This window comes from Enterococcus aquimarinus, assembly GCF_001885765.1.
Taxonomy (GTDB): domain Bacteria; phylum Bacillota; class Bacilli; order Lactobacillales; family Enterococcaceae; genus Enterococcus_I; species Enterococcus_I aquimarinus.
In genome coordinates, this window is record NZ_JXKD01000001.1 from 214701 (window position 1) to 240954 (window position 26254).

Sequence of the window (26254 nt, forward strand, 5' to 3'; positions counted from 1 at the left end):
TTTTTTCAGTTAGGTTACTTTTACCGTGAGATTAAATTGATTTGCATGGATAAAACGAATCGTGGGCATCGCTTCATCTAAAGTCAGTTGAATAAAATCCGAATTAATTTTTTTGATATCACGGATACGTTGTTGATGTTCATCTAGAATAATGACTTGTTGGTTAGGATACTCTTTTTCTAGCTGATTGAACTGTTCGATTAACGCGTTAATCATTCCTGTTGCTTTGAAATTATCTGCATATTCAGGCATAAAGACACTTCCTTTTATTTGTTTTTTTCCTTCTTTATTGTCATTATCGTTAATGGTAATGTTAATGTGACATAACCAATCACACTAATGATAAAATAAGACAAGAGAGCATTGTTAACCTTTAATAAATTTGTAAGGGGAACCGCGATAACAATTGATAAAAAATATAAAACGAATAACTGAACAAACCGTTTGATAGACATTCCCTAACCTTCTTTACACAATGATACCATTATTGTAGCGGAAAAATAAAAAAAAGTAAAAATAATCTCTTTCATAAAAACTTGATAGCTATCAAGTAAAACGATGAAGAAGATGAGTATACTTAAGAAAAGAGAAGAAGGAGTGTTAAAGGATGCAAAAAATTATATTACAATTAGAAGAATTGGTTTGTCCATCATGTTTACAAAAAATTGAAGCTGCTGTGGGGAGAATTGAAGGCGTGTTGCAGTTTAAAGTTCTTTTTAACGCAAGTAAAGTAAAAGCGGAGATTGATCCTAGCAAAACATCAGCGGAGGAAATTGGCAGCGCAATCGAGTCAATAGGATTTAATGTACTGAGTCAAAAAATTAAGTAAAACGGAGGATGAAGAATGTTGAGCGACCATTTATGCGTAACGGTTGTGCCATTATTTAATCACTTGGCACTAGAAGAACAACGATTAATTAACCAAGTAGCCTTTCATAAGGTTTTTGAAAAAGGTGAGCAAATAATCACGCCTGATAGTGAAGATCGCTTAGCCATTGTAGCCCGTGGTTCGATGAAAGTGTATCAGTTGTCTTCAAATGGAAAAGAACAATTATTACGTATCGTCGAACCAGGCGGATACGAAGGCGAAAATATGCTGTTTGGTGCTAATTCTCATCATTTATTTGCGGAAGCACTCCAACAAACCGATATTTGTATGATTCGAAGAACCGATTTTCAAGCATTATTGCAACAATTTCCACAACTAAGTCTCAAATTATTGATGTTTAGTGCGCAAAAAATGACTACATTAGAACAACAATCCCAGTTCTTGATGATGGAACGGGTGGAAGAGCGCTTGGCGACCTACTTAATGAACCTAGCTAAAGTTGAGGGAGGTCCTCACTTGACATTACCTATGAGAAAAAAAGAATTGGCGACTTTCCTTGGAACGACGCCTGAAACGTTATCAAGAAAGTTTAAGTTATTAGCTGAAAAAAAATATTTAACAATCAATCGCCAACAAGTGACATTACTCGATGTTGATGGTTTAGAAGAGATGATTTGGTAGGGCAATCATCAGTTCGAAAAATAAAGGAAGTATCGAATTTTTAGATCGAATACTTGTCATCAAGACGACTGATTCTGATAGCACGTTAATCGCTTCTTTCATGTTTTGTGAAGAGGATACATCGATAAAATCGCTCCTTGTTTAATCGTTCAAACGATTGGACAAGGAGTATTTTATGCTTTGCTTAGATAAACGCTTATGACTTTTAGTGATGAAGGAATCGTCTATTCTAGTGCAAAAAAAATCTTTTTCTTTCTTTTTTCTATTTTTTTAGTGGAATATTCGTTACAATGAAGGAGACAGGAGGGATTTTGATGCAAGAATTTAATCAAATGACATTAAAAGAATTAAAAATGGCGATTCAGCGTTTAGATGAAGCAAATGTACCGGATGATACGAAGGTCTTTATCGATACCGGTTGGGATAGTATTCAAGAAGTATTAACTGAAACAATTGCTTTAGAAAAAGCACAAATTTTTCAAATTGAAGATGAATTAAATGGGGAAATTTTTACGGGCTATAGTTTATTAGAAAAAGCGGCTAAAATGAAAGCCGATGGACCCATTGAAGAAGTGATTGTATTGAAGCATTTATACTAAGAAGGAAAGGTGAACGACGTGTCTGAGTTGATTCCATTCCCAGAAAAAGAAGAACAATTACTAGCGAGCGGGACCCGGAAATTATTGGCCCATGACTATCTAGCAGCGAAAAAGGATTTTGAAAAGTTATATGAACAAACCAATACGTTTGATCATGTTCAATTGTTGGTTGAATCGTATCGACTACTGGGAGACATTGAAAGAGCGCTCTATTACGCTGAAGAGTATCAAGCAGAGTACTTGGGGCAGGAGCAAACGTTAGAAAAATATCTCCATCTACTTCTATTAGATGAACAGTATTTAACCGTTCATCGTCTTTTGCAACAATATCCGAATGAAAAGGTGCAACGCGATTTACTTCTATTGGAAAGCACGCAAGATTTAATTGGCGAACAAACGTATCTTGTGAAAGAGTCTCAATTACAGTTATGGGATCAACAACGATTGCCGATTTTAGGTAACCAGTGGCACCAATGGTTAAAGCGCCTGTCTTTGACTCGGTTTGTTTCATTAGCACGAGCCTACCTCGTTCGGTCACAAAATCCATTTTTGTCACCGAAATTAGTCGAAATGTTACTGAGCTGTGGTGTCAAAGAAACGATTTTTGTTAAAACAATTGCGAATCAAGAAGTAGACATTGATCTTTCAAAGCTACAACCTTTAGCACAAACTCCTCAATTACAGTTACTTTTGAAATTAATCGCTGAAAAATGGGAAAACGACGATCCACAAATGGCGGAAGCAATCGCTTTAGAAGCCCAAGCGCACTTGGCGTTACTCTATCCTGTGTTGCCAGAAATTACCGCTATACCTGATTGGGCACAAAGTTATCATTTGGAATATCGCGCGATGTTTGGTGACGAACAAGCAACTATACAGCTTGAAAAATACCCTGAGATTCAAGAAATAAAACAAATATTACGTGAAATTTATCAAGAGTTGTTTTAATCAAGAATTTTATGCTTATCGTGTTTACTTTTAACCCGGCTTAGTGTACTATTTAAAGGTATGCATAGAGTTATTTTATATGTAAATTATTAGTTATTCGGAGGGAAACACATGACTGCAAAATGGGAAAAAACAGCCACTAATGAAGGCGTACTAACATTTTCTGTTGATCAAAAAGAAATTCAAAAAGGCTTAACGGTCGCTTTTAACCGTGTAAAGAAAAACTTAAACGTACCTGGCTTCCGTAAAGGGAAAGTTAGCCGTACAGTTTTTGATCGTATGTATGGAGAAGAATCATTGTATGAGGATGCTCTAAATGCTGTTTTACCAGCAAACTACGATGCAGCAGTTGCGGAAGCGGGAATTAACCCAGTATCACAACCTGAAATCGATGTAAAAAGCATGAACAAAGGCGAAGATTGGGTCATTACTGCAAAAGTTACTGTAAAACCTGAAGTAAAATTAGGCGAATACAAAAACTTAACAGTTGCGAAACAAGATCGTGAAGCATCAGAAGCAGATGTTGATGCACGTTTAGCTGATTTACAAAAACAACACGCTGAATTAGTTGTCAAAGAAGAAGAAGCAGTTGAAGGCGACACTGTTGTTATCGACTACGAAGGATTCGTTGGCGAAGAAGCATTTGAAGGTGGAAAAGGCGAGAACTATTCATTAGAATTAGGTTCAGGTTCATTTATTCCAGGATTCGAAGATCAATTAATTGGTAAAAAAGCAGGCGAAAACGTGGATGTAGTCGTTACTTTCCCTGAAGAATACCAAGCAGAAGATTTAGCTGGTAAAGAAGCAACTTTCAAAGTAACCGTTCATGAAGTAAAAGCAAAAGAATTACCTGAATTAGATGATGAATTTGCAAAAGATATCGATGATTCTGTTGAAACATTAGCAGCATTACGTGAAAAATTCCTTGCTGAAATTAAAGACAGCAAAGAAGAAGCAGCGAAAGATGCAGTAGAAGAAGCAGCTATTCGTGCCGCAGTTGAAAATGCAGAAATCGTTGAATTACCACACGTAATGGTTCATGACGAAGTACACCGTGCAATGGATGAATTCCTAAACAACATGCAACGTCAAGGAATCGCTCCTGAAATGTACTACCAATTAACAGGTTCTACTGAAGCAGATCTTCATAAACAATTTGAAGGCGAAGCAGATAACCGCGTAAAAACAAACTTAGTAATTGAAGCAATTGCTAAAGCAGAAGGTTTCGAAGCAACGGCTGAAGAAATCGAAGCGGAAATCAAAGAATTAGCTGAAAGCTACAATATGCCAGAAGCGCAAGTTCGTCGTGTGTTGTCAGAAGACATGTTAAAACATGATATTACAATGAAAAAAGCCGTTGAAATTATCACTTCTACAGCTGTTGAAGCAGAGTAATTTAAACGAAGCATTAAACTGTCTGAGGGATTGTACTCAGGCAGTTTTTTCTTATGATTGATAATGGCCTAACGGAAGAATACAGGGACGATTGATTGCGTCGTTGTCTTTAGAATTCTTTAAGCCAATCGAATCAAAGGCTTTTGCTTTTAAATAAACTATGATAGAATGTGCAAAGATTGTTAAATTAAGCTTTTCTTTCACAATTTTTTAGAAAGAAAAACAAGGAGTGAACACCGTGTACGAAAATACAAAAGGAAATGATCCAGTACGTTGCTCATTTTGTGGAAAAGCACAAGAAGAAGTACGTAAAATCGTTGCTGGTCCAGGTGTCTACATCTGTGATGAATGTATCGAATTATGCAAAGATATTATTGATGAAGAATTTTATGAAGAAGCAGTTTTTGAGTTTATGGATGTTCCAAAACCAAAAGAATTGTTAGAAATTTTAAATCAATATGTAATCGGTCAAGATCGCGCAAAACGCGCTTTATCTGTTGCAGTTTATAATCACTATAAACGCGTGAATTCAGAAATGGAAGAAGATGAAGTCGAACTTCAAAAAAGTAATATCTGCCTGATTGGTCCAACTGGATCAGGAAAAACATTCTTAGCTCAAACATTAGCGCGGAGTTTAAACGTGCCGTTTGCGATTGCAGATGCGACAAGCTTAACAGAGGCTGGCTATGTTGGCGAAGACGTTGAGAACATTTTATTAAAATTATTGCAAGCAGCAGATTATGATGTGGAACGTGCTGAAAAAGGCATTATCTATATCGATGAAATTGATAAAATTGCCCGCAAAGGTGAGAACGTGTCAATTACACGTGATGTCTCTGGTGAAGGAGTCCAACAAGCCTTATTGAAAATTTTAGAAGGAACTGTGGCTTCCGTACCGCCTCAAGGGGGACGGAAACATCCGCAACAAGAAATGATTCAAATTGACACCACGAATATTCTATTTATCGTTGGTGGTGCTTTTGATGGTATCGAAACAATCGCGAAAAATCGGATGGGTGAAAAAACGATTGGTTTTGGCGCTAATAACCAAAAAATTGGTGACGAGGAAAGTATGATGAAATATATTATTCCGGAAGACCTTTTAAAATTTGGTTTAATCCCTGAATTTATTGGTCGCTTACCAGTAATGGCAGCGTTAGATAAATTAACTGAAAATGATTTGGTTCGCATTTTAACCGAACCGAAAAATGCGCTTGTCAAACAATACAAAAAATTACTAGAACTTGATGAAACTACGCTTGAATTTGAAGAAAAAGCACTGCATGCAATTGCGGCAAAAGCGATTGAAAGAAATACTGGCGCTCGTGGCCTACGTTCTATCATTGAAGATATTATGATGGACGTCATGTTTGAAATACCGTCACAAGAAGAAGTGCAAAAAGTTGTGATTACCGAAGCAGCAGCTAAAGAAGAAGGGCAACCAGAAATCTTCTATAAAGAAAAAAAAGTCGGATAAACCGATAACAGATAGCCAGATTGGGTGTTTGCCAATCTGGCTAATTGTCTGAGAAAAGGAGTGAATCAAATGAACGTCCATTCAGCTGAAATTGTGATTAGTGCTGTTTCACCAGCGCAATATCCTGATACTCAATTACCTGAAATCGCCTTAGCAGGCCGCTCAAATGTTGGGAAATCATCATTTATCAACACATTAATTAATCGTAAAAATTTAGCAAGAACGTCTTCAAAACCTGGAAAGACGCAAACGCTAAACTTTTATTTGATTGAAAATGCCTTACATTTTGTTGATGTTCCTGGATATGGGTATGCAAAAGTTTCCAAAACAGAACGAGAAAAATGGGGCAAAATGATTGAAACGTATTTAGCCTCAAGAGAGCAACTAAGAGCTGTCGTTTCACTCGTTGATTTACGTCATAAACCTAGCGAAGAAGATATTCAAATGTATCAATTTTTGAAATATTACGATATTCCTGTCATTGTGGTCGCAACAAAAGCGGATAAAATTCCCCGTGGAAAATGGAATAAACACGAAAGTATCGTTAAAAAAGCACTTGATTTTGATAATAACGATGATTTCATCCTGTTTTCTTCTGAAACAAAAATGGGGAAAGAAGAAGCTTGGGCTGCGATTGAGCAACGACTATTCGCCGAATAATCAAATAAAAAAACAGAAAATCAAGAAGGGTGAAGGCCCTAGACTTGATTTTCTGTTTTTTGTTTGTTTTCTTTTGGTTGAGGATTTAAAAAGCGCTCAATGTCTTTGTTTCGTTCTTCAGTGGTATTCTCTTTTTCTTCTTCTGGTAAAAAAGCAAAGTTTTCGAACATCTTATCTAGTGAATCCTCGCGTTGGAATTTTAATCCCATATTATAATGTCCTCCTTTTAGTGAACCTATTGCAATAAATAAGAATGTGACGCGGTATGATCACTTGTCTCATGTCTAAGGAGACGTTTATCAATCCGTCGAATAATTCCTTCTGTAGCCTCAAATGTAAGCATGTTTTTTCTCGCTTTTAATAAAATATCTTTTTCTTTCGAGTGTCGCTGATTGCGACGATACAAATTTGCAAGCCGTTCTACATACTCGTAGTGAGTATAATCCGTTTGTAAAATTAAAAATAGTAAAATATCTTCTGCTTTGTCAAAATCATTCGAAGTGTAATAGTTAATCGCTTCGCGGTAAAGTTTGATTTCAAGCTCATTTAACAGTTGAGCCGCTTTTTTTTGGGCTTTCCATTCATTAATGGATAGTTTACCGATAATTTCATCTTGATGATTATAAATGAATATCACGGGGACATCATTTGGATGACAGGTTTCTTTTGAAATTTTTTCCATCGTACTCACCTTCTTTATCGCTTACTTAAACTTACTATACTACACGAAACATGAAAATACTATCTCAAGATTATTCGTTTATCTTCGTATCATTTACGTAACGAAAATGATCGAATGATTTCAGAAAGCCCCATAAAAATAAACACACTACCGACGAGGGTCATGATACTGGTAATCGCATTAAACATTAAAATGAAGCCCGCAATGATTAGGATCACGCTATAAAAGAGGAGTGATAAGAAAGGTTGATTCATTTTTTTAAGTTCAAATACTTGGGATAGACGTAAAAAGCCATTGATTAAAATGAAAATTCCTAAAAAGATGGTTGCTAAAGTCAATAATGGTTTAGCTAAAGCCAAGATGAGTAGCGCAATCACCACCAAAAAGAGTCCTACGTACATTTCAAAACCAAATTGATTGCTACGGCTTTTTTCTCTCAAACCAGAAAGAATATTGATCATCCCAAAAAATGCGACGTAAATAGCAATCAGATAAATCAACCATTGTGTTAATTGCTGCGGATACAATAAGGCCAGTAGCCCTGTTAATAAGTAAAGTGTTGCTCGTAATAATGGATAACGTTGAAATATTTGCCATCGTCTTTGCATTTTGAAGACCCCATTCTGTTTGTCTGTCTTTTTCTATATTGTAACAAATTATGTCCTTGTTATGTACGATTTATCCGTATTTTAATTTGAATTTTACATATCTTATAAAAGAGATAATCTTTGAAGATTAGTGGAGATGACTAGCTAGGTTAAACATTTACATCTTTCTCATTTAACGATAGAATAGAAGATAGAAAGTCTTGTCAGTCATGTTTTTTTATCCGTTCAAAAACGATTGAATGAAGGACGGTTTCACTTGGCTAGGGCTACAAGAAGGCAGTTGCTTAGAAAGGAATGAATCGCGATGGATTTTTTAACGTTGCTCTTAAGTGTATTTACGCTTATCTTATATATTTATTTAACTTTACTTCATAAAGAATTGGTTTTCGTGACGAAGCGGAAATCAATGAATAGTATTTTTTTTCCTATTTTTGCGGCATTGCTTGTTTTTTCAATGTATCTTAGTGCCAGTTCATTCGCAGAACTCTTTCGTGGTGCGATTTCTGCGCTCGTCGTTTTAAGTTATATTTATAATAATCGCGGCTTGGCTAAAAATCGGATTGTCCTTCATTCGCTAGATAATAAGGGGGTTCAATACGAGGAGATTGACCGTGTTGTCATTCTTCATAATCTTCAAAGTAAAGAAATTAAAATTAATTTCTTTCGTAAAGGATTGCGTTTACCGCTCTTTCGTTTTAACCAATCATTGGAAGAACTATTGCCTTTTTTAACGAAGCGTTTGAAAAAAGGGACAACTATTGATATTATCTTAAACCAATCGTAAAAAAGACCCTGAATGCACATTTGTAGCGACCTCGAAAATAGACGGACAATCTATCTTTTGGGTGTCACTTTCCATTTGATTCAGGGATTTTCTTTTTTTATTCATCGAAAGACCATGATCCAAGCTGTGTTAGACTATAAGGATCTAAAAAGAAAGGGGAGACCTGATGTTTCGTAAAAAGTTGATAAAATGGAGTCCAGTGATTCTGTGTTTATTGTTATTCATCGGTTTCCTGCGCTATATTGTTCCAGTAGTCGTCAAGGGTGATTCGATGGTGCCGAATTTAATGGAGAATCAACGGTTATTCGTCTTAAAAAGGCGACAGTTAGACCGATTTGATATTATTGTTTTTAGAGAAGAAGAAACCAATAAACCCTTAATTAAGCGTGTTATTGGCTTGCCGGGGGAAACGATTCGTTATGAGAATGACATTCTTTATGTCGATGGGAAGAAAATAGAAGAACCTTTTTTAGCAGATTTAAAAACGACGTTAGCTAAAAACACGGTTTTAACCGACGATATATTCGAGACAAGAATTCCTTATGATGCGTATTTTGTATTAGGAGACAATCGGAAAATTTCGCGCGATAGTCGCATATTTGGTGTTGTCATACAAGAAGAAGTGATTGGGGAGGTCAAATTCCGGTTTTGGCCACCGAATAAAATCAATCGCTTTCCGTAAAAAAGAAAAGGAGGGCTCAATTTGACCTTACAATTTATCATTGGTGGCGGAGAAACCAATCACCACGAGGCCGTTTTAGAGCAAGCATCAACATGGCTAGAAACTTCAGGTCACGAAGTTTTTTTTCTAGTGCCAAACTATAATAAGTTTGAAAGAGAAATGGAACTATTAAGTGGTTTAAAAAACAAACGGAACCAAGTTCATTTTAGTACCATTCATAGCCAAGTCTATAGTTTTCATCGTTTGGCTTGGTATTTTCTACAAAGGACCGGGAAATTAGGAAAAGAACAAGTCAACGAAGCAGGTGCGTTGCTGCTGATGCGTAAAGTACTTTCGCAAGTAAAAGAAGATCTCCTGCTGTATCGCAGAGAAATTGAGCAAGGTGGTTTTGTGGCGCAATTGCTTGAGTTATACCAAGAATTTCAAATTGGGAATGTGCAGTTAGAGGATTTCTTATTCACTTCATCAGAAACGGGGATGACGAAAGCGCCACGAGAAAACGACGTTCAGATGAAGTTGCGCGAATTACAGCTGATTTTTTCGGTCTACGAACAAGAATTAATGAAGCGTGAATTAGAAGTTTCCCAACCATTATCTCTTCTAACGCAGTATTTACAGGAATTGGATAACGATTCCTCAACGGGTGAGAGTTCGTTAACGAATACGTTATTTATTATTAGTGGCTTTTCTAGTTTTTCAGCGCAAGAGCAATCACTCGTTCAAGTATTAATGGAGAAATCGAATGTTTGTATTGATTTGTTAATGGATCGACCCAATGATCAGACGGATCCATTAGACCTTTTTTATGAGGGAAAAGAAACGTATCAGCTTTTGAAGACATCTGCGCAGCAACGAAAAATCCCTGTCTACTTTGATAAAAAAGCCCAAATCTTAACAGAAGTTGCTCCAGGATATCATGCGTTAGCGTCGTATTGGCAAAAAAGCCAGCAACAGCATGAGCTGCTTAATGAAAGAATCGATGATTTTGTTGAAATCTGGCAAGCCCAAACACCGAGTGAAGAATTAAGACAAATCGCCGTTGAGATTAAGCGTTTAGTAGTAAATTCAAAACACACCCCAACACCTTTGGCTTATCGTGATATCCAATTACTAACGTTGAATCCACAAGTGTATTATCCGTTGATTCCAACGATTTTTAAAGAAATGGCTCTTCCTTATTACTTAGATGAAAATAAAAAAATGGATCAGCATCCATTAGTCGAATTGGTTCAAGGGTTATTTGCGCTACCAAAATATCATTATCGCTTGAAAGATATTTTCCGTTTTTTACGTAGTGAACTCTATATTCCGAGCGATTGGCAACTATCTGAAAAAAACTGGCAGCAAGGACGCAATGCGTTTCGTCGCCAACTTGATTTAACCGAAAATGTGGCGTTAGCTCATCAATTCCAAGGAAATGCCTGGATCAAAGAGCAAGATTGGCAGCTCATCGCCTATGATTTTGAAGCGGAGCAACTAGAAGATACCAAAAGATTAACGGAAGAAACCAACCAAGTCCGACGAGCTTTTCGTCGGGATATCGTTTCGTTTGCGACGCGCTTAAATAACGCTCAAACCATGACGCAAGGTGTGACTCTTTTTTATGAATTTCTAGTAGATAACGGAATCGAGCAACAATTAATTTTTTGGCGTAACCAAGAAGTTGAACGTGGGAATTTAGAAGCTGCGCGTAATCACGAACAAACGTGGGATGCCCTCATGACGTTATTGGATCAGTTTGTTGAGATTTACGGAGAAGAAACCTTTGAACTCAGTTTGTTTGAAGATATGTTAACAGCTGGCTTAGCCAATTTAGAATTCGGGAAAATTCCCACGGCGATTGATCAAATTCAGATTAATCCGCTTGATTTAGCAAGACCGCTTCAAAGTAAAATTACGTTTGCAATTGGGCTTGACGAAGGAAGCTTCCCGCGCAAAGTGGAAAATAAGACCTTGTTGTCAAGTGATGAACGGACGTATCTAAATTCTTATTTACCACCAGAACAATTCATTCGCGATCATCATGAAACCACGATTCGTAATGAACCTTTTGTGGCCTATAGCGTCTTCTTATCAGCGAGCCAAAAAGTATATTTGACGTACGCTAAAAATCAAGATGAGAAACAAAATATCCAAGCTTCGCCTTATGTGAGACGGCTGATTCAGTGGTGTCACGTGCCTGAACAAAGACGCGACACGTTAACCTTAGCGAGTCCTTTCACGCATCATATTGGTTCGTATCGTGGCCTAGTGCGCCAACTAAATAGTATTCATCGTCAAGTCCAAGAAGAAAAAACGATGTTACCGAAACCGTGGCGCGTCTTACAAGAAGCCTTATTACAATCTTCATATGGACCGCTTGCAAAAAAAGTATTAGCCAGTCAAGTGAAGAAAAATATTCCTCAGCCGTTGACAGCTGTCATGGCACAAGACTTATATGGGCAAGACCTCTATACGTCTGTTTCTCGGATGGAAACATTTTATGAATGTGAATACAAGTATTTTGCGAATTATGGTTTGCGTCTGAAAGAACGCGAAATTTACGGCTTAAACGCGTTAGTAACCGGTGAGTTTTTTCATGATGTCTTAGATCGCTTTTTACATTTAGTCTTGCAAGAAGGGCAACAGTTGACTTCTTTGACCGAAAATCAAAAAAATGACTTTGTCGACCGCGTCTTAAAAGAAGTCTTTGGCTTGCAGCAATACCATGTGCTAGACGCTTCGCCGCGAATGCAATTTATTCGCTATCAATTAGCTAAAACGATTGAACGTGTGACGTGGGCGCTACATAAGCAAAGTGATAAAACGGCATTGCACCCACAAAAAACGGAAGTCTTGTTTGGTCAAATTGGCAAAAATGTCGGCATTCCAGGATTAGAGCTTTCGTTAAATGAACAAAGCACCTTGTACGTTCGTGGAAAAATAGACCGCATTGATACGGCGGAAGCAAACGATGCGCTCTGGCTGTCAGTGATAGACTACAAATCAAGTAGTCGCCAGTTTGATCTCACAGAAGCCTACTTTGGTTTAGCGATGCAATTGATTACTTATCTCGATGTGGCATTAAGAGATGCGACACAACTCTTAGGAATTGGCGAACAACAGATTAAAGCCGCTGGAGCGTATTATTTCCATGTGCATAATCCTTTGATTGATCCAAAAGAAACGCAGGAAGAAGAGCGCTTAAAAGCCTTTAAATACAATGGTCTTTTTGTCGATGATCAAACGGCATTTGAGCTTTATGATCAATCGATTGAACCGTCGAAGCATTCGGTATTGTTTCCTTTGAGAAAAAATAAAGAGGAGGTCATTACGAAATCGAAAAAAAATGATGCCCGTTTTTATACAGAAGAAGAAATTGATTGGCTTCGTAAACACAATGAGAAGAATTTGGTGCATGGAGGCCAACAGATTTTATCAGGAGAAGTGAAGCTCAATCCATATTATAAGGTTATAGATAAAAAACGAGCGTGTGAATTATGTCCGTTTCGCAGTGTTTGTCATTTTGATGTGATGCTAAAAGAAAATCAGTATCATCGAATTGAAAAACTTGAAAAACAAGAAATTATGAAACGGATTGGAGGAGAAGAAGATGAGTAAGATTCCTTTAAAACCACAAAATGAGACGTTCACTGATACCCAGTGGCAAGCGATTTTTGACGAAGGCGATCATTTGTTAGTATCTGCTTCGGCAGGTTCGGGTAAAACAACGGTCTTGGTTCGGCGGGTGATTGAAAAATTAAAAAGTGGCACTAATATTGATGAGTTATTAATTGTGACGTTTACCGATGCGGCAGCGCAAGAAATGAAAGAAAGAATTCAAGTAGCGTTACAAGCGGCCGTCAATCAAGAAAGTGATTCTGAGCGTCGTAATCACTACGTTCGCCAGTTAACCTTATTACCAATGGCGCATATCTCGACGTTGCATTCGTTTTGTTTAGCGGTCATTCGCCGTTATTATTATTTGTTAGGAATCGATCCGGTCTTTCGACTCATGTCTGATGAAACCGAGCGCCTCTTAATGAATGAAGAAGTCTGGGAAGCCTTACGTGATGAAAAATATGAAGCAAAATCGGATATTTTTTATCGTTTAACCGAAAATTTTTCAAATGACCGCTCAGATGAAGGCTTAACCGATGTTGTGATGAATTTGCATCGCTTTGCCCAAGCGAGTCCGAATCCCAAAGCCTGGTTAACCAATTTAGCCAATTTATATCAAGCAAGCGATGATTTAAGTCAAAATCCCTTGTATATTGAGTACTTAAAACCGGTTTTTGTTCACCAATTGCAAAATGCCAAGCAGCAATTACAAGTCAGTTTAGCGACGCTTAGTCAACAACAGGGGTTTGATAAATTAGTGGCAGTGCTTGAAGATGATCAACAGCAAGTACTTGCCTTATTACAAGCACTTGAAAGTGATCAGTTAGATATGTTTTATCAGCTACTAGCAGCGCTCTCGTATGCTAGATTTCCGGGATATCGCAAAGCAGAAGAAAAAGAAGTCGCTCAGCCGATTAAAATTCAACGCGACGCAGTGAAAGCACGGCTGGATCATTTAAAAGAACTGTTTTCAATCCCACCAGAAAAAATGCTTGAATTAATGGCGGCAGCGCGTCCCTTAGTTGAAGAATTGGCGCAAGTGACACTCGCCTTTATGGACAAATTACAACAACGGAAAAAAGATAAAGCCGTTTTAGAGTTTAATGATCTTGAGCACTATGCGCTGCAAATCTTACAAGGAGAATCAGGAGAAGGTAGCGAAGCCTCCAGTTATTATCGTCAACAATTTAAGGAAGTCTTAGTCGATGAATATCAAGATGTCAATCGCTTGCAAGAGGCGATTTTATCTTGGGTGCGCCAAGCGGATGATCATCATGGCAATCAATTTATGGTAGGGGACGTCAAACAATCCATTTATGCCTTTCGTTTAGCCGATCCGACTTTATTTATTGAAAAATACTTAGCGTATGAAAAAGAAGAAAATGGGCGCCGCATTATTTTAGCCGAAAACTTCCGCTCTCGACCAGAAGTGTTACACTTTACCAACTATATTTTTCAACAACTAATGGATGAAGAACTCGGACAAATCCCGTATGATCAAGCTGCACAACTTATTCCAGGATTTCCGCATTTTCCAAAAAGCGAATCATTCGCACCGGAATTATTGCTTTATGAAAAAGGATCCGAAGTGATAGAAGATCCCGATGAACTTTCGGGTGAATGGGGATTAGACGATAAAACAGAAGGCGAACTGCATATTGTTGCTTTAAAAATCAGAGAATTAATTGATTCGGAATTTTTGATTTACGATAAGAAATTAAAACAAGATCGCCCGATTACGTATCGTGATATTGTGTTATTAGCCCCTACAAGAAAAAATCATTTGACCATTTTAGATATTTTTCAAACATTTGCGATTCCACTCGAGATTAACGATGCCCAGAATTACTTTCAAGCGACTGAAATTCAAATCATCATTGCTCTTTTACAGCTGATTGATAATCCGTATCAAGATATTCCCCTAGCAGCTGTTTTACGTTCGCCAATTGTGGGATTAAATGAAAAAGAGCTAGCGACTATTCGTCTAGCGAATAAAAACAGTAGCTATTATGAAGCTTTTTTAGTGGCTTTAACGCAAGATACACCGTTAGCGAAACGATTACAAACGTTTGCTAAACAACTGGAAGACTGGCGGGAAATGGCCCGTCGACAATCGATTGCGACCCTTCTTTGGCAAATCTATGAGGAGACTGCTTATCTTGATTATGTGATTGGCTTGCCTTCTGGTGGCCAACGTCATGCGAATCTAATTGCCTTAGTGAATCGGGCGGAAGCATATGAATCAAGCAGTTTCCGCGGTTTGTATCAATTCATTCGCTTTATTGAAAAAATTCAAGAAAAAGAAAAAGATTTAGCGCAACCTTTTGTGAATTCGGTGGAGGACTGTGTGAAATTAATGACGATTCACGGGAGTAAAGGCCTCGAATTTCCAGTTGTTTTCCTACTCGATTTAAACAAAGGTTTTAATAATCAAGATTTAAGCAAACGCTTTGTATTAGAAGAATCGCTAGGCGCAGGGATTCAATATATTGATGAGGAACGGGTGCGCTACGATACGCTACCATATCAGGTCATCCGCCAATTGCGTCTTGAAAAAGCCTTGTCTGAAGAAATGCGCAAACTTTACGTTGCGTTGACGCGGGCGGAACAAAAACTGTATCTTGTGGGCTCATATAAAGACCAGGCAGATGCTTATAAGAAATGGTCTGTGTCCTTGAATGAAGAAGCCTGGTTATTGGCGCAACCGATTCGTTTTACTCCTGGTGGGAATTTGATGAATTGGATTGGGATGACACTCATGCGTCACCCACTCATGCAAACTTTCTTTGACGATGAGGTCAATCCGATCAAACCGCGCCATCATGAAGCCATTTTTTCAATTGATTGGTGGGATGAAGCACGGATTAAGCAACTAACCGAAGCTCTTCAAGTCGATGCCTCTACTGGTAATGAAACAAAAGCAGAGCAAGAAGTCGATTTAGCACCGGTCTTCCAATTATTGGAATTTGATTATCCGTTAAAAAAATCAACAATGACGACCAGTTACCAAAGTGTTTCGGAAATGAAGCGCCTGTATAATGATCCAGATGAAAATGAGATTGCAAAACTAGCTTGGGAAAGTACATTCGAACAAAGTCAGCGACAGCACTACCGTTACGTAAGTGAACGTTTGACAAAGCCTCGCTTTATTCAAGAACAGGCAATCGATGGCGCAGCCGTGGGGAGTGCAACCCATACTTTACTGCAATTACTTCCTTTGACGAATAAACCAACGTTAGCTGATTTAAAGCAGAAATTGCAAGAACTCGTCGCGAGTCATCAATTACCATTGGCGTTAGCCAAAAACATTCCATTGACGGACATTCTATGGTTTTTTGAAACGGACTTAGGAAAAGAAATCTTAGCGAATCCGGAGAAAGTGAAACGGGAACAACCTTTTTCGATGATTAAAGATGCCCGAGAAGTCTATTTAGATTTTGACGAGCCTGGTGCGGAGTTACTAGTCCATGGGATGATCGATGGGTACATTGAATATGCAGATGAAATTGTCTTATATGATTTTAAAACGGATAAGATAAACGGGAATAGTGCGGCGTTTCAAGCGAATTATCAGGGCCAATTACGATTATATAAAAAGGCACTAGAAGAAGCATTAGGCAAGCCTGTCACTCGAACGTTTCTCGTTGCTTTAAGTACGAATACCATTTTTCCCATGTTTGTTGATGAACTTCCCTATTGATTTCTGGGATTAAGTCTAGTACACTAGCAGTAATTCAATAGAAAAAAAAGCCTCGATGGAAAAGAGTAATTTGGTTGATACTAATAAGGGAGCACTGTCATAGACTGAAAGCAGTGTAAGTATTCGAAAAATGAAGTTCACTTCCGGAGCTTGCTTAGGGATAAGCCGGTTATCTAGTATAATCGTTAAGAAATAAAGTGCATAGTTTTTTTAAGCTGTGAATTAGGATGGTAACACGAGAATTCGTTCCTTTGGATAAAGGAGGACGTTTCTCGTGTTTTTTTTATTCTTTTTTAGTCGTTTTCTTTTCTATGATGATTTATTAAGGAGGGTTTCCATGTCTTTACAAGAAAAATTAGAAGCGTTAAAAGACCAAACATTAGCAAAAATTGAAGAAGTAACAGATTTAGCGGTGTTAAATCAAATTCGAGTTGAAACTTTAGGGAAAAAGGGTCCGATTACAGAAGTATTACGCGGGATGAAAGACTTATCGGCTGAAGAGCGACCAAAAGTTGGAAGTTTTGCCAATGAAATACGTGATTTATTATCAGAAAGCCTTGAAGCGAGAAAATCAGCGTTAGAAGCCAGTGCGTTAGACGCTGCATTAGCGAAAGAACGTTTAGATGTTACGCTATCTGGCAAACAAATGCCAATCGGAACACGTCATGTGCTAACGCAAATTATGGAAGAAATCGAAGACATCTTTGTGGGGATGGGGTATCAAGTCATTGAAGGATACGAAGTTGAGCGGGATCATTATAACTTTGAACGAATGAATTTACCAAAAGACCATCCAGCCCGTGATATGCAAGATACTTTTTACATTACAGAAGAAGTGTTGTTACGGACGCATACCTCACCTGTTCAAGCACGGACGATGGAACAACATGACTTTTCAAAGGGACCTTTACGAATGGTTTCACCAGGGAAAGTTTTCCGACGTGATACGGATGATGCAACCCATAGTCACCAATTCCACCAAATTGAAGGGTTAGTCATTGATAAGCACATTACAATGGGAGACTTAAAAGGAACCCTTGAAGTCTTAATGCAAGAGATGTTTGGTGCAGATCGTGAAATCCGCTTACGCCCAAGTTATTTCCCATTTACAGAGCCCTCTGTTGAAGTTGACGTGAGTTGCTTTAAATGTGGCGGAGAAGGGTGTAATGTGTGTAAGCAAACTGGATGGATTGAGATACTCGGCGCGGGTATGGTACATCCGAATGTCTTAGAAATGTCTGGTATTGATTCGAGTGTGTATTCAGGGTTTGCTTTTGGGTTAGGACCTGACCGAATTGCCATGTTACGCTATGGTGTGAATGACATCCGTAACTTCTACCAAAATGATATCCGTTTCATTCATCAGTTTAAGGGGGAATAAGAACATATGTTAGTTTCATATAAATGGTTAAATGAATATTTAGATTTATCAAGCGTTTCACCAAAAGAACTCGGTGATATGATGTCCATTACGGGAATTGAAGTAGAAGGCATCGAAACGCCAGCTGAAAACTTAAAGAAAATCATCGTAGGGGAAGTTATTGAATGTGTCGACCATCCTGACTCTGATCATTTACATATTTGCCAAGTCAATATTGGGGAAGAAGAACTTTCGCAAATTGTGTGTGGCGCACCAAATGTCAAAGCAGGCATTAAAGTAATCGTGGCATTGCCAGGCGCTCGAATTGTCGGCAATACCAAAATTAAAAAGGGTAAAATCCGTGGAGAAGTTTCAAACGGTATGATTTGTTCATTAGCAGAAATTGGCTATAGCGATTCCGTAATTCCAAAAGAGTATTCTGAAGGCATTCAATATTTACCAGCTGACGCTGTTCCGGGTGAGGAAGTCTTTTCTTACTTAGATATGGACGATGCAATCATTGAGCTATCGATTACGCCAAACCGAGCAGACGCTTTAAGCATGCGTGGGGTGGCTTATGAAGTTGGCGCGATTTATCGTCAAGAGCCGAAGTTTCATGATGAAGCACTCGTGGAAGTACCTCGCCTAGCAAAAGATAAGATTCAAGTCACCGTTGAAGACAACCAAGATGCGCCAGCTTATCAAATTCGTATTATCGAAAACGTTAAGATTGCGCCAAGTCCCCAGTGGTTACAAAATCGTTTGATGAATGCTGGCATTCGTCCGATTAATAATGTCGTAGACGTGACAAATTACGTGTTAATCTTATTTGGCCAACCGTTGCATGCGTTTGATTATGACCGCCTAGGTAGTCAAGAAATTGTCGTTCGACGGGCAAAAGCAGCGGAAGAATTTGTCACATTAGATGGCGAAAAAAGACAATTAACACCTGAAAATACCGTGATAACGAATGGGCAAGTCCCAGTCGCGTTAGCGGGTGTTATGGGAGGATTAGACTCGGAAGTGACGGAAGAAACGACGACGATTGCGCTAGAAGCCGCTTTATTTGACGCATTATCCGTTCGCCGTACGTCGAAACAATTTAATTTACGAAGCGAATCTTCTGCGCGCTTTGAAAAAGGCATTAACCAAGCAACCATTGCCCAAGCGTGTGATGTTGCCGCAGCGATGATTGCCTCTCTTGCAGGAGGAGAAGTTCTTACAGGGGCAGTCGTTGGCTCAGAAGTGACGGCCCAAGCAGTCACTGTCACAATTACGTTAGAGCGAATCAATGGCTATTTAGGAACTACCTTGACGGAGGAAATCGTGAGTGAGATTTTTGAAGCATTAGGTTTCACCGCAACAGTCAGTGAAGGAACCTATAGTGTGACTGTGCCACCAAGACGTTGGGATATTCAAATCGAAGCAGACTTGATTGAAGAAGTCGCTCGGATTTATGGCTATAACAATTTACCTTCAACATTACCAAGTGGTGAAACAATTGCCGGATCGTTAACGAAAAATCAACGGATGACTCGTAAAATCCGGAGTGTCCTTGAAGGAATTGGACTCAGCGAAGCGATTAGTTACGCGCTAACTACAGAGCAAAAGGCAAGTGAATTTTTATTCACTCCAAGCCATCCGACACGTTTAGATTGGCCGATGACGGAAGAGCGCAGTGTCTTACGCATGAATTTAATTAGTGGGTTACTCGATGATGTCGCTTATAATGTCGCTCGTAAAAATCAACAACTGGCGTTTTATGAAATTGGCAATGTCTTCCACCAAGCAAGCGAAGTGAAAAATGAATTACCTGTGGAGGAAAATCATCTGGCACTCGCACTTTCAGGTGAATGGGTCCAAAAAGATTGGCAAGGAAAAGCTGAAAAAGTGAACTACTTCCACTTAAAAGGTGCGCTTGATCACTTATTCGAAAGTTTGTCGCTTGTCGATCACATTACGTATCAAGCGAGTACGGATATTAAAGAAATGCATCCGGGAAGAACCGCAACGATTTATTTAGGGGAACAATATATTGGTTTCATTGGTCAAGTACATCCAACGACAGCCAAAGCTTATGACATTCCGGAAACGTATGTGGCTGAAATAAACGTAGAGGCGATTATTGCTTATGAAAAAACCTTCGTTTATCAACCAGTAAGTAAATTCCCAAGTGTCTCTCGTGACATTGCTTTATTAGTGGAAGAAACCGTAACGAACCAAGCGATTGTTCAAGTCATTCAAGCTGTTGCAGGGAAATATCTAACAGATGTGACAATCTTTGACGTCTATCAAGGGGAAAACATCGAAAAAGGGCATAAATCTTTGGCCTATAGTTTAACGTTTGCTAACCCTGAAGCGACATTGACCGATGAAGAAATTAATCTTGCAATGGATAAAGTTACAAAACGTTTAACGGATGAATTAAGTGCCGTGATTCGTTAACAATCAAAACAGGAATGAGTACAAGCACGTACTCATTCCTGTTTTTTAGTGATTCAAGCTATCGGTAACATCATTTGACTCTCTTGTTTTTAACCTTCTTTAAGCACCATCATTTCCTTCTAAAACATTCAGCTAGCTTCAACTGAAAATCTTTGCCGAAGCGTTCATCCATAACATTTTGTAGATAGAAAGAACGTTTTAATCAGGAATGATAGACTCGCTGACGTATTTTCGATTGTGTAAGGAAAAAAAGCAACAATCAGCTAAAAAAGATGATTATTGCTTTTTATGTTAAGACGATCATTAAAAATACTGAATACCCATTGCGCGTTTCACTTCAGCAAGGGTCTCAGCGGCTACTTTTTCTGCTTTCAGACTTCCTTGGTGTAACATTTCCATCACAGCGCCTGGGTCTTTCGCGAATTCTTCACGGCGCGCTCTGATAGGAGCAAATTCTGCTTCTAAAACATCGATTAGATAGCGTTTGATTTTGACATCACCTAAACCGCCACGACGGTAGTGTGCTTTTAATTCGTCGATATGCGCTTTATCGGTCCCAAAAACATCGAGATAAGTGAAAACCATATTGCCTTCCACTTGTCCTGGATCATCAATTCGGATGTGATTCGGATCGGTGTACATACTCATGACTTTCTTTTGTAAAATATCCGCAGAATCTGCTAAGTAAATCCCGTTCCCGAGTGATTTACTCATTTTTCCATTTCCATCAATTCCCGGTAAACGACCGAAGCCTTTTGGGGGAATGACGGCTTTTGGTGTGACCAAAAGATCTGTTTGATAAGTCGTGTTAAAGCTATGCACAATTTCTTGTGCTTGTTCAAGCATCGGTTTTTGATCTTCGCCAACTGGAACAAGGTTCGCTTTAAAGGCGGTAATATCGGCTGCTTGAGAAACTGGATAGATGAAGAAGCCAGCAGGAACACCTTCTCCAAAATTCTTTTGTTCGATTTCGGTTTTGACTGTGGGGTTGCGTCGAACACGAGCAACACTGACTAAATTGAGATAATACATCGTGAGTTCCGATAATTGTGGAATTTGCGATTGAATGAAAAGCGTTGATTTAGCGGGATCTAACCCCACTGCTAAATAGTCTAAAGCCACTTGTAACACATTGGCAGCGACTTTTTCTGGATTTTTTGCATTGTCGGTTAGGGCTTGTAAGTCTGCAACCATGACAAATAATTCGTTATTAGGATCTGCTTGCATTTCGACACGTTTTTTTAAAGAACCAACGTAGTGCCCGAAATGCAATTGTCCAGTCGGACGGTCCCCGGTTAAGATTGTATTCAAAGAGTTCACCTTTTCTTTTTTTATTCTATCTATCATCTTACCTTTTTTTTCAAGAATAAACAATTGCTATCCAGGATTTTCTTTATTTTCAGTTCGAAATGACAAAACTAAATTCTCACTAAAGAATCAGACTTACTACTTGAAAAATACGACAAAAAAGGAGACAATAACGAAGATAGAGTGAAGAATATAAAGGAAGTTTTTTTATGGAGAATACGGAACCAATCGGTTTTATCGATTCAGGTGTGGGTGGTTTAACCGTTATTAAAGAAGCAATGAAGCAACTCCCCAACGAAAATATGATTTACCTAGGTGATACGGCCCGCTGTCCTTATGGGGCACGTCCAGCAGAACAAGTCATTGAATATACGTGGCAAATGACGCGGTTTTTAGTGAAAAAAGGAATCAAAATGCTAGTGATCGCCTGCAATACGGCGACGGCTGTTGCATTAGAAGAGATTAGCCAACAACTGGATATTCCGGTTGTCGGTGTGATTTTACCGGGAACACGTGGGGCAGTCAAAGCTTCGAAAAACCAGCGTATTGGAGTCATTGGTACGCTCGGCACAATCAAAAGCCAATCGTATGAACAAGCGATTCGTAGTCGAGATTTAAATGCACACGTCATCAGTTTAGCTTGCCCAAAATTTGTGCCATTAGTTGAAAGCAATCAATATCAATCCCCAATCGCGAAAAAAGTGGTAGCTGAAACATTGGTACCCTTGCAAAACAAAAAAATTGATACGTTAATTTTAGGATGTACGCATTACCCGTTGCTACGTCCAATTATTCAAAATGTGATGGGCAGACAAGTCAAATTGATTGATTCTGGTGCCGAAACAATTACTGAAGTCAGCATGCTTCTTGATTATTTCAAATTAGGGAATCTTTACGCAACAAAAACGGGGGAATTAACTTGTTATACGACAGGTTCAACCAAATTATTTGATGAGATTGCCAATGAGTGGCTGCAAGGCCCAACCATTGCATCTAAACACATTCAATTAGGAGACGAATAAATGAGACATGATGGTAGAAATAATCAACAGTTAAGAGAAATAGCAATTCATACGCATGTATATAAACAACCGGAAGGCTCAGTAGTCATTTCTTTCGGGGATACTGAAGTGGTCTGTTCCGCAACAGTCGAAGAATCCGTACCGCCATTTTTAAGAGGAACAGGGACTGGATGGGTCACGGCTGAATATAGCATGTTGCCTCGTGCTACCAATACGCGTAATCGCCGCGAATCTAGTAAAGGGAAACTCAGCGGTCGAACCATGGAAATTCAACGATTGATTGGGCGTGCTTTGCGTTCTGTTGTCGATTTAGAATTACTCGGTGAAAAAAGTATTATTGTCGATTGTGATGTGTTACAAGCAGATGGTGGGACTCGAACAGCCAGTATCACAGGCGCTTTCGTAGCACTACGTTTGGCGGTTGATAAATTACTCCAAAGCAATGAACTGGCGCAAGACCCCATTAAAGAACACTTAGCAGCGATTAGTGTGGGGATTTTAGCCGATCAGACGTGCGTAGTCGATCTCGATTATGAAGAAGACCACCAAGCGAAAGTCGACATGAATTTAGTCATGACAGAAGGTGGTCGTTTTGTGGAAATCCAAGGGACGGGCGAAGAAGCCACGTTTGATGGTGAAGAACTCAATCAAATGTTGTTGCTTGGAAAAGACGCGATTCAAGCGTTAATTGCGAAACAAAAAGAAGCACTTTACACACAAAAAGCAGAATTAATCGATGAAGACAAAATCATTATGATTGCAACGGGCAATCTTGGAAAAGTAAAAGAGTTTGAAGCAATGTTTGCTCAAGCCGGCTATCGTGTCAAAACGTTAAGAGACTATCCTGATTTACCTGATGTAAAGGAAACGGGGAAGACCTTTGAAGAAAACGCTCGACTAAAAGCAGAAACGATTGCCAATATTTTACAATGTCCTGTCTTAGCGGATGATTCCGGTCTTACTGTGGATGCTTTGGGAGGATTACCAGGTATTTATTCTGCTCGCTTTGCCGGAGAAGAAAAAAATGACGCTTCTAATAATGCCAAATTACTGTATGAGCTAACGGACGTTCCTGACGAAAAACGTGGTGCACAGTTCCATTGTACGCTTGTCTTTGCGGCTCCTAAAAAGCAAAGTCTTGTGGTAGAAGATCAGTGGAATGGTCGCATTGGTCGTATTCCTCGTGGTGACGGCGGATTTGGTTATGATCCATTATTTGTTGTCGAAGGGATGGAAAAAACGGCAGCAGAACTTTCGAGTGAAGAAAAAAATACCATCAGTCATCGTGCAAAGGCGCTTAAAAAATTAAAAAATGAGTGGCAACAGTGGCTAGAAGGGAACGAATAGAATGAAATATTTGGTAGTGAGTGATAATCATGGGAATCGTGAAGTACTAGAAACGTTATTTAATCACTATCGTCAATCAGTCGACGTGATGATCCATTGTGGCGATTCAGAATTGTCTGCACAAGATTCCTTATGGGAAGGCGTGGAAAAGGTCACGGGTAATTGTGACTATGATAGTGGGTATCCGAAAACGTTAACGATTGAAACACCCCTAGACCGGATTTTTGTCACACATGGACATCTTTATGATGTGCGCTTTGGGCTCCAGACATTAAGTTTTAAAGCGGCAGAAGAACAAGCGGATTTAGTTTTGTTCGGTCATACCCACCAAATCGCTTGTGAACAAGTCGGTCCAACGTTGTTCTTGAATCCAGGTAGTATTGAACAACCAAGAGGAAGTATTCAAGAAAAGAGTTATTGTATCATCGAAAGTACAACAGAGGCCTTTCATGTTCAATATTATCGGAAGGATTTTACGGTAATTTCAGATTTAGCCTTTACTTTCCCCAAACCATAAAGAAGATCGAATCGGAGTGAATCAATTGATAGGCAAATATACTGAAGAATTATTGAAAGAAAACCAAGAGAATTTTATTGTTCCGGCAGAAAACGTCGCAACAGTGCTCTATAATCATCCGTTAGAGCATGCGTTATTAGTCTTATCGAAAGTCGGCTATGCGAAAATTCCGGTATTAGACTCAGAAGATCGCTTAGTCGGTCTGATTAGTTTAGCCAATATTGTGAATAAGATGATGGGACTAACAGGATTTGAATATCAATTACTAGAAGGACTGACAGTTGCAGATGTGATGGAAGTCAACGTTCCAAAAGTGAAGCAGACAGAAGAATTAGAAGATATTTTACACCTTTTAGTCGACGCCTCATTTCTACCTGTTGTCAATGAAGACAATGTGTTTGAAGGCATTATGACCCGAAAAGAAATATTAAAATCAGTGAACCACTTAGTTCATGAATTAGATCGTCGTTTTGTGATTGAACCAAAAACGGTACTAAAAAAATAGGACAAGAAAACAAGCCACCACACGGAGAATGATTCCGGATGATGGCTTGTTTTCTTGCGTTATTTCAACGTGATCGGTGTGTTTGGAATCGAATAACCGGCATCAGTTAAAATGGATATTGATTTGGTTAATAAATCTTGTTGAATCTGTGCTTGCTTCCCATTTTCGACATAGAGCGTTGTTCGTATCGCGTAATTACTATTGCCTAAATCGACCATTCCAAAGATTGATGGATTGACTTTAATAAACGACGAATATTCCTCCGCTACTTGTTGATTGACGGAATCAATCAAACGTTTGATGTCTTCAATGTCCTCAGAAGGGTTGATCCGCACATCGACGACGACGCGACGGTCACCTCGAGAAAAGTTACTGACAGTAGTGATATGGCGATTTGGGATAAAGTGAATCGTCCCATCAAGTGACTGTAATTCAACCAGTCTCAGACCAATCGCATTGACCGTTCCCTCAAGATTCAAATCTTTTAATAATACGTAGTCTCCGATATCAATTTGTTGCTCAAAAATGATAAAAAACCCAGTAATTAAATCATTCATGAACCCTTGTGCGCCAAGTCCAATGGCAATCCCTGCTATCCCAGCACCTGCAATCAAGGAGCCTATAGGTAATCCAAGAATTGCTAAGAGAGAGTAGGTGTAGAAAAACGCCAAGGTATAGTGACTAACATTTAAAACTAATGTCTGAAGCGTGGTTAAGCGAACAATCGAAAAACGATAGGGATTTTTTCCAAACATATGTTTAATCGCAAACGTCACGAGTCGATTTAACACAAAAAATAAAAGTGTAATGAAAAGAATGGAAAGGGAGCGCTGGATAATAATCCCAATGACGACCTCCCAGTCAATCTCGCTCCACCATTTCTGTAATGCGTTCAGTTGTTGCGCCGCCGGTTCGATAATTGGCGAATCTGAGCTATCTGTTGTTAATAAATAAAACATTGCTTATCCTCCTCGTTCCTTCTCTATCATTGTATCAATAGGGAAAGGGGACTGACAACCCTTTTCTATCAGTAATCCGTCTTCATCTTTGATTTTTTCAAAGAATAAAAAGATTCTTAAGAAATTAAACGCGCTCAATGGTGGGT

The 26254-nt window shown here is 38.8% G+C and carries 23 protein-coding genes; 17 read left to right on the forward strand and 6 right to left on the reverse strand.

The annotated features are described in order from the left end of the window. Positions 1–9: 9 nt before the first annotated feature. Positions 10–252 carry a hypothetical protein gene (locus RU93_RS01035; RefSeq protein ID WP_071873756.1) on the reverse strand — a complete coding sequence of 81 codons (243 nt, stop codon included), beginning with the start codon at positions 250–252 and terminating at the stop codon, positions 10–12. Positions 253–607: 355 nt separating this feature from the next. On the opposite strand from RU93_RS01035, the gene RU93_RS01045 reads away from it, so the two are divergent. The 7 genes from RU93_RS01045 to yihA all read left to right on the forward strand — a co-directional run bounded on the left by RU93_RS01045 (position 608) and on the right by yihA (position 6589). Next, positions 608–829: a heavy-metal-associated domain-containing protein gene (locus RU93_RS01045; RefSeq protein ID WP_071873758.1), complete on the forward strand. Its 222-nt coding sequence runs from the start codon at positions 608–610 to the stop codon at positions 827–829. A 15-nt stretch (positions 830–844) separates the two neighbouring features. Then, positions 845–1510: a Crp/Fnr family transcriptional regulator gene (locus RU93_RS01050; RefSeq protein ID WP_071873759.1), complete on the forward strand. Its 666-nt coding sequence runs from the start codon at positions 845–847 to the stop codon at positions 1508–1510. 314 nt (positions 1511–1824) lie between these two features. After that, a complete protein-coding gene (locus RU93_RS01055) occupies positions 1825–2109 on the forward strand; it encodes a hypothetical protein (RefSeq protein ID WP_071873760.1) in 285 nt (94 codons plus the stop codon). Between the two features lie 18 nt (positions 2110–2127). Then, positions 2128–3057: a hypothetical protein gene (locus RU93_RS01060; RefSeq protein WP_071873873.1), complete on the forward strand. Its 930-nt coding sequence runs from the start codon at positions 2128–2130 to the stop codon at positions 3055–3057. 111 nt (positions 3058–3168) lie between these two features. Beyond that, a complete protein-coding gene (gene tig / locus RU93_RS01065; RefSeq protein ID WP_071873761.1) occupies positions 3169–4452 on the forward strand; it encodes a trigger factor in 1284 nt (427 codons plus the stop codon). Positions 4453–4690: 238 nt separating this feature from the next. Continuing rightward, a complete protein-coding gene (gene clpX / locus RU93_RS01070; protein ID WP_071873762.1) occupies positions 4691–5929 on the forward strand; it encodes an ATP-dependent Clp protease ATP-binding subunit ClpX in 1239 nt (412 codons plus the stop codon). A gap of 69 nt (positions 5930–5998) precedes the next feature. After that, positions 5999–6589 (forward strand): ribosome biogenesis GTP-binding protein YihA/YsxC, encoded by a 591-nt coding sequence (yihA, locus tag RU93_RS01075; RefSeq protein ID WP_071873763.1) that lies wholly within the window; start codon positions 5999–6001, stop codon positions 6587–6589. 38 nt (positions 6590–6627) lie between these two features. Here the strand turns inward: yihA and RU93_RS12020 are convergent, their stop codons facing one another. The 3 genes from RU93_RS12020 to RU93_RS01085 form a co-directional block, all read right to left on the reverse strand. After that, positions 6628–6798, reverse strand: coding sequence for an SPJ_0845 family protein (locus tag RU93_RS12020; RefSeq protein WP_169818072.1), 171 nt, complete (start codon positions 6796–6798; stop codon positions 6628–6630). Between the two features lie 26 nt (positions 6799–6824). Beyond that, on the reverse strand, positions 6825–7271 hold the full coding sequence (locus tag RU93_RS01080) for a hypothetical protein (protein WP_071873764.1): 447 nt from the start codon (positions 7269–7271) through the stop codon (positions 6825–6827). Positions 7272–7360: 89 nt separating this feature from the next. Further along, positions 7361–7879, reverse strand: coding sequence for an HdeD family acid-resistance protein (locus tag RU93_RS01085; protein ID WP_071873765.1), 519 nt, complete (start codon positions 7877–7879; stop codon positions 7361–7363). Positions 7880–8183: 304 nt separating this feature from the next. Here RU93_RS01085 and RU93_RS01090 point away from each other — a divergent pair, with 304 nt between their 5' ends. The 6 genes from RU93_RS01090 to pheT all read left to right on the forward strand — a co-directional run bounded on the left by RU93_RS01090 (position 8184) and on the right by pheT (position 20450). Beyond that, entirely contained in the window at positions 8184–8663 is a 480-nt protein-coding gene (locus RU93_RS01090) for a hypothetical protein (protein ID WP_071873766.1), read from the forward strand. 166 nt (positions 8664–8829) lie between these two features. Beyond that, positions 8830–9345, forward strand: a complete 516-nt coding sequence (gene lepB, locus RU93_RS01095; RefSeq protein ID WP_071873767.1) for a signal peptidase I — start codon at positions 8830–8832, stop codon at positions 9343–9345. Between the two features lie 21 nt (positions 9346–9366). Further along, positions 9367–12945, forward strand: coding sequence for a PD-(D/E)XK nuclease family protein (locus RU93_RS01100; RefSeq protein WP_071873768.1), 3579 nt, complete (start codon positions 9367–9369; stop codon positions 12943–12945). Next, entirely contained in the window at positions 12938–16645 is a 3708-nt protein-coding gene (addA, locus tag RU93_RS01105; RefSeq protein WP_071873769.1) for a helicase-exonuclease AddAB subunit AddA, read from the forward strand. Before RU93_RS01100 ends, addA begins: the two co-directional genes overlap by 8 nt. Positions 16646–16982: 337 nt before the next feature. After that, positions 16983–18026 (forward strand): phenylalanine--tRNA ligase subunit alpha, encoded by a 1044-nt coding sequence (gene pheS, locus RU93_RS01110; protein WP_071873770.1) that lies wholly within the window; start codon positions 16983–16985, stop codon positions 18024–18026. A 6-nt stretch (positions 18027–18032) separates the two neighbouring features. Next, positions 18033–20450 (forward strand): phenylalanine--tRNA ligase subunit beta, encoded by a 2418-nt coding sequence (gene pheT, locus RU93_RS01115; RefSeq protein ID WP_071873771.1) that lies wholly within the window; start codon positions 18033–18035, stop codon positions 20448–20450. A 303-nt stretch (positions 20451–20753) separates the two neighbouring features. On the opposite strand, the gene trpS is transcribed toward pheT, so the two are convergent. Further along, complete coding sequence (gene trpS / locus RU93_RS01120; RefSeq protein WP_143139402.1) at positions 20754–21761, reverse strand: tryptophan--tRNA ligase; 1008 nt, start codon at positions 21759–21761, stop codon at positions 20754–20756. 206 nt (positions 21762–21967) lie between these two features. Here trpS and racE point away from each other — a divergent pair, with 206 nt between their 5' ends. The 4 genes from racE to cbpB are packed head-to-tail and all read left to right on the forward strand — an operon-like array spanning position 21968 to position 25149. Next, complete coding sequence (gene racE / locus RU93_RS01125) at positions 21968–22780, forward strand: glutamate racemase (RefSeq protein WP_071873773.1); 813 nt, start codon at positions 21968–21970, stop codon at positions 22778–22780. Beyond that, positions 22781–24127, forward strand: coding sequence for a ribonuclease PH (rph, locus tag RU93_RS01130; RefSeq protein WP_071873774.1), 1347 nt, complete (start codon positions 22781–22783; stop codon positions 24125–24127). Between the two features lies 1 nt (position 24128). Further along, complete coding sequence (locus RU93_RS01135) at positions 24129–24644, forward strand: metallophosphoesterase (RefSeq protein WP_071873775.1); 516 nt, start codon at positions 24129–24131, stop codon at positions 24642–24644. 25 nt (positions 24645–24669) lie between these two features. Continuing rightward, positions 24670–25149: a cyclic-di-AMP-binding protein CbpB gene (cbpB, locus tag RU93_RS01140; RefSeq protein ID WP_071873874.1), complete on the forward strand. Its 480-nt coding sequence runs from the start codon at positions 24670–24672 to the stop codon at positions 25147–25149. 59 nt (positions 25150–25208) lie between these two features. Here the strand turns inward: cbpB and RU93_RS01145 are convergent, their stop codons facing one another. Further along, a complete protein-coding gene (locus RU93_RS01145; protein WP_071873776.1) occupies positions 25209–26108 on the reverse strand; it encodes a mechanosensitive ion channel family protein in 900 nt (299 codons plus the stop codon). Positions 26109–26254: the final 146 nt, after the last annotated feature.

Excerpts from the sequence above, each read along its gene's own strand:
- lepB (WP_071873767.1), top strand. The coding sequence starts at position 8,830 with ATGTTTCGTAAAAAGTTGATAAAATGGAGTCCAGTGATTCTGTGTTTA.
- RU93_RS01045 (WP_071873758.1), top strand. The coding sequence starts at position 608 with ATGCAAAAAATTATATTACAATTAGAAGAATTGGTTTGTCCATCATGT.
- yihA (WP_071873763.1), top strand. The coding sequence starts at position 5,999 with ATGAACGTCCATTCAGCTGAAATTGTGATTAGTGCTGTTTCACCAGCG.
- RU93_RS12020 (WP_169818072.1), bottom strand. The coding sequence starts at position 6,798 with ATGGGATTAAAATTCCAACGCGAGGATTCACTAGATAAGATGTTCGAA.
- RU93_RS01145 (WP_071873776.1), bottom strand. The coding sequence starts at position 26,108 with ATGTTTTATTTATTAACAACAGATAGCTCAGATTCGCCAATTATCGAA.
- RU93_RS01085 (WP_071873765.1), bottom strand. The coding sequence starts at position 7,879 with ATGCAAAGACGATGGCAAATATTTCAACGTTATCCATTATTACGAGCA.
- pheS (WP_071873770.1), top strand. The coding sequence starts at position 16,983 with ATGTCTTTACAAGAAAAATTAGAAGCGTTAAAAGACCAAACATTAGCA.
- racE (WP_071873773.1), top strand. The coding sequence starts at position 21,968 with ATGGAGAATACGGAACCAATCGGTTTTATCGATTCAGGTGTGGGTGGT.
- rph (WP_071873774.1), top strand. The coding sequence starts at position 22,781 with ATGAGACATGATGGTAGAAATAATCAACAGTTAAGAGAAATAGCAATT.
- RU93_RS01055 (WP_071873760.1), top strand. The coding sequence starts at position 1,825 with ATGCAAGAATTTAATCAAATGACATTAAAAGAATTAAAAATGGCGATT.
- addA (WP_071873769.1), top strand. The coding sequence starts at position 12,938 with ATGAGTAAGATTCCTTTAAAACCACAAAATGAGACGTTCACTGATACC.
- RU93_RS01035 (WP_071873756.1), bottom strand. The coding sequence starts at position 252 with ATGCCTGAATATGCAGATAATTTCAAAGCAACAGGAATGATTAACGCG.
- pheT (WP_071873771.1), top strand. The coding sequence starts at position 18,033 with ATGTTAGTTTCATATAAATGGTTAAATGAATATTTAGATTTATCAAGC.
- tig (WP_071873761.1), top strand. The coding sequence starts at position 3,169 with ATGACTGCAAAATGGGAAAAAACAGCCACTAATGAAGGCGTACTAACA.
- RU93_RS01135 (WP_071873775.1), top strand. The coding sequence starts at position 24,129 with ATGAAATATTTGGTAGTGAGTGATAATCATGGGAATCGTGAAGTACTA.
- RU93_RS01050 (WP_071873759.1), top strand. The coding sequence starts at position 845 with ATGTTGAGCGACCATTTATGCGTAACGGTTGTGCCATTATTTAATCAC.
- RU93_RS01080 (WP_071873764.1), bottom strand. The coding sequence starts at position 7,271 with ATGGAAAAAATTTCAAAAGAAACCTGTCATCCAAATGATGTCCCCGTG.
- RU93_RS01090 (WP_071873766.1), top strand. The coding sequence starts at position 8,184 with ATGGATTTTTTAACGTTGCTCTTAAGTGTATTTACGCTTATCTTATAT.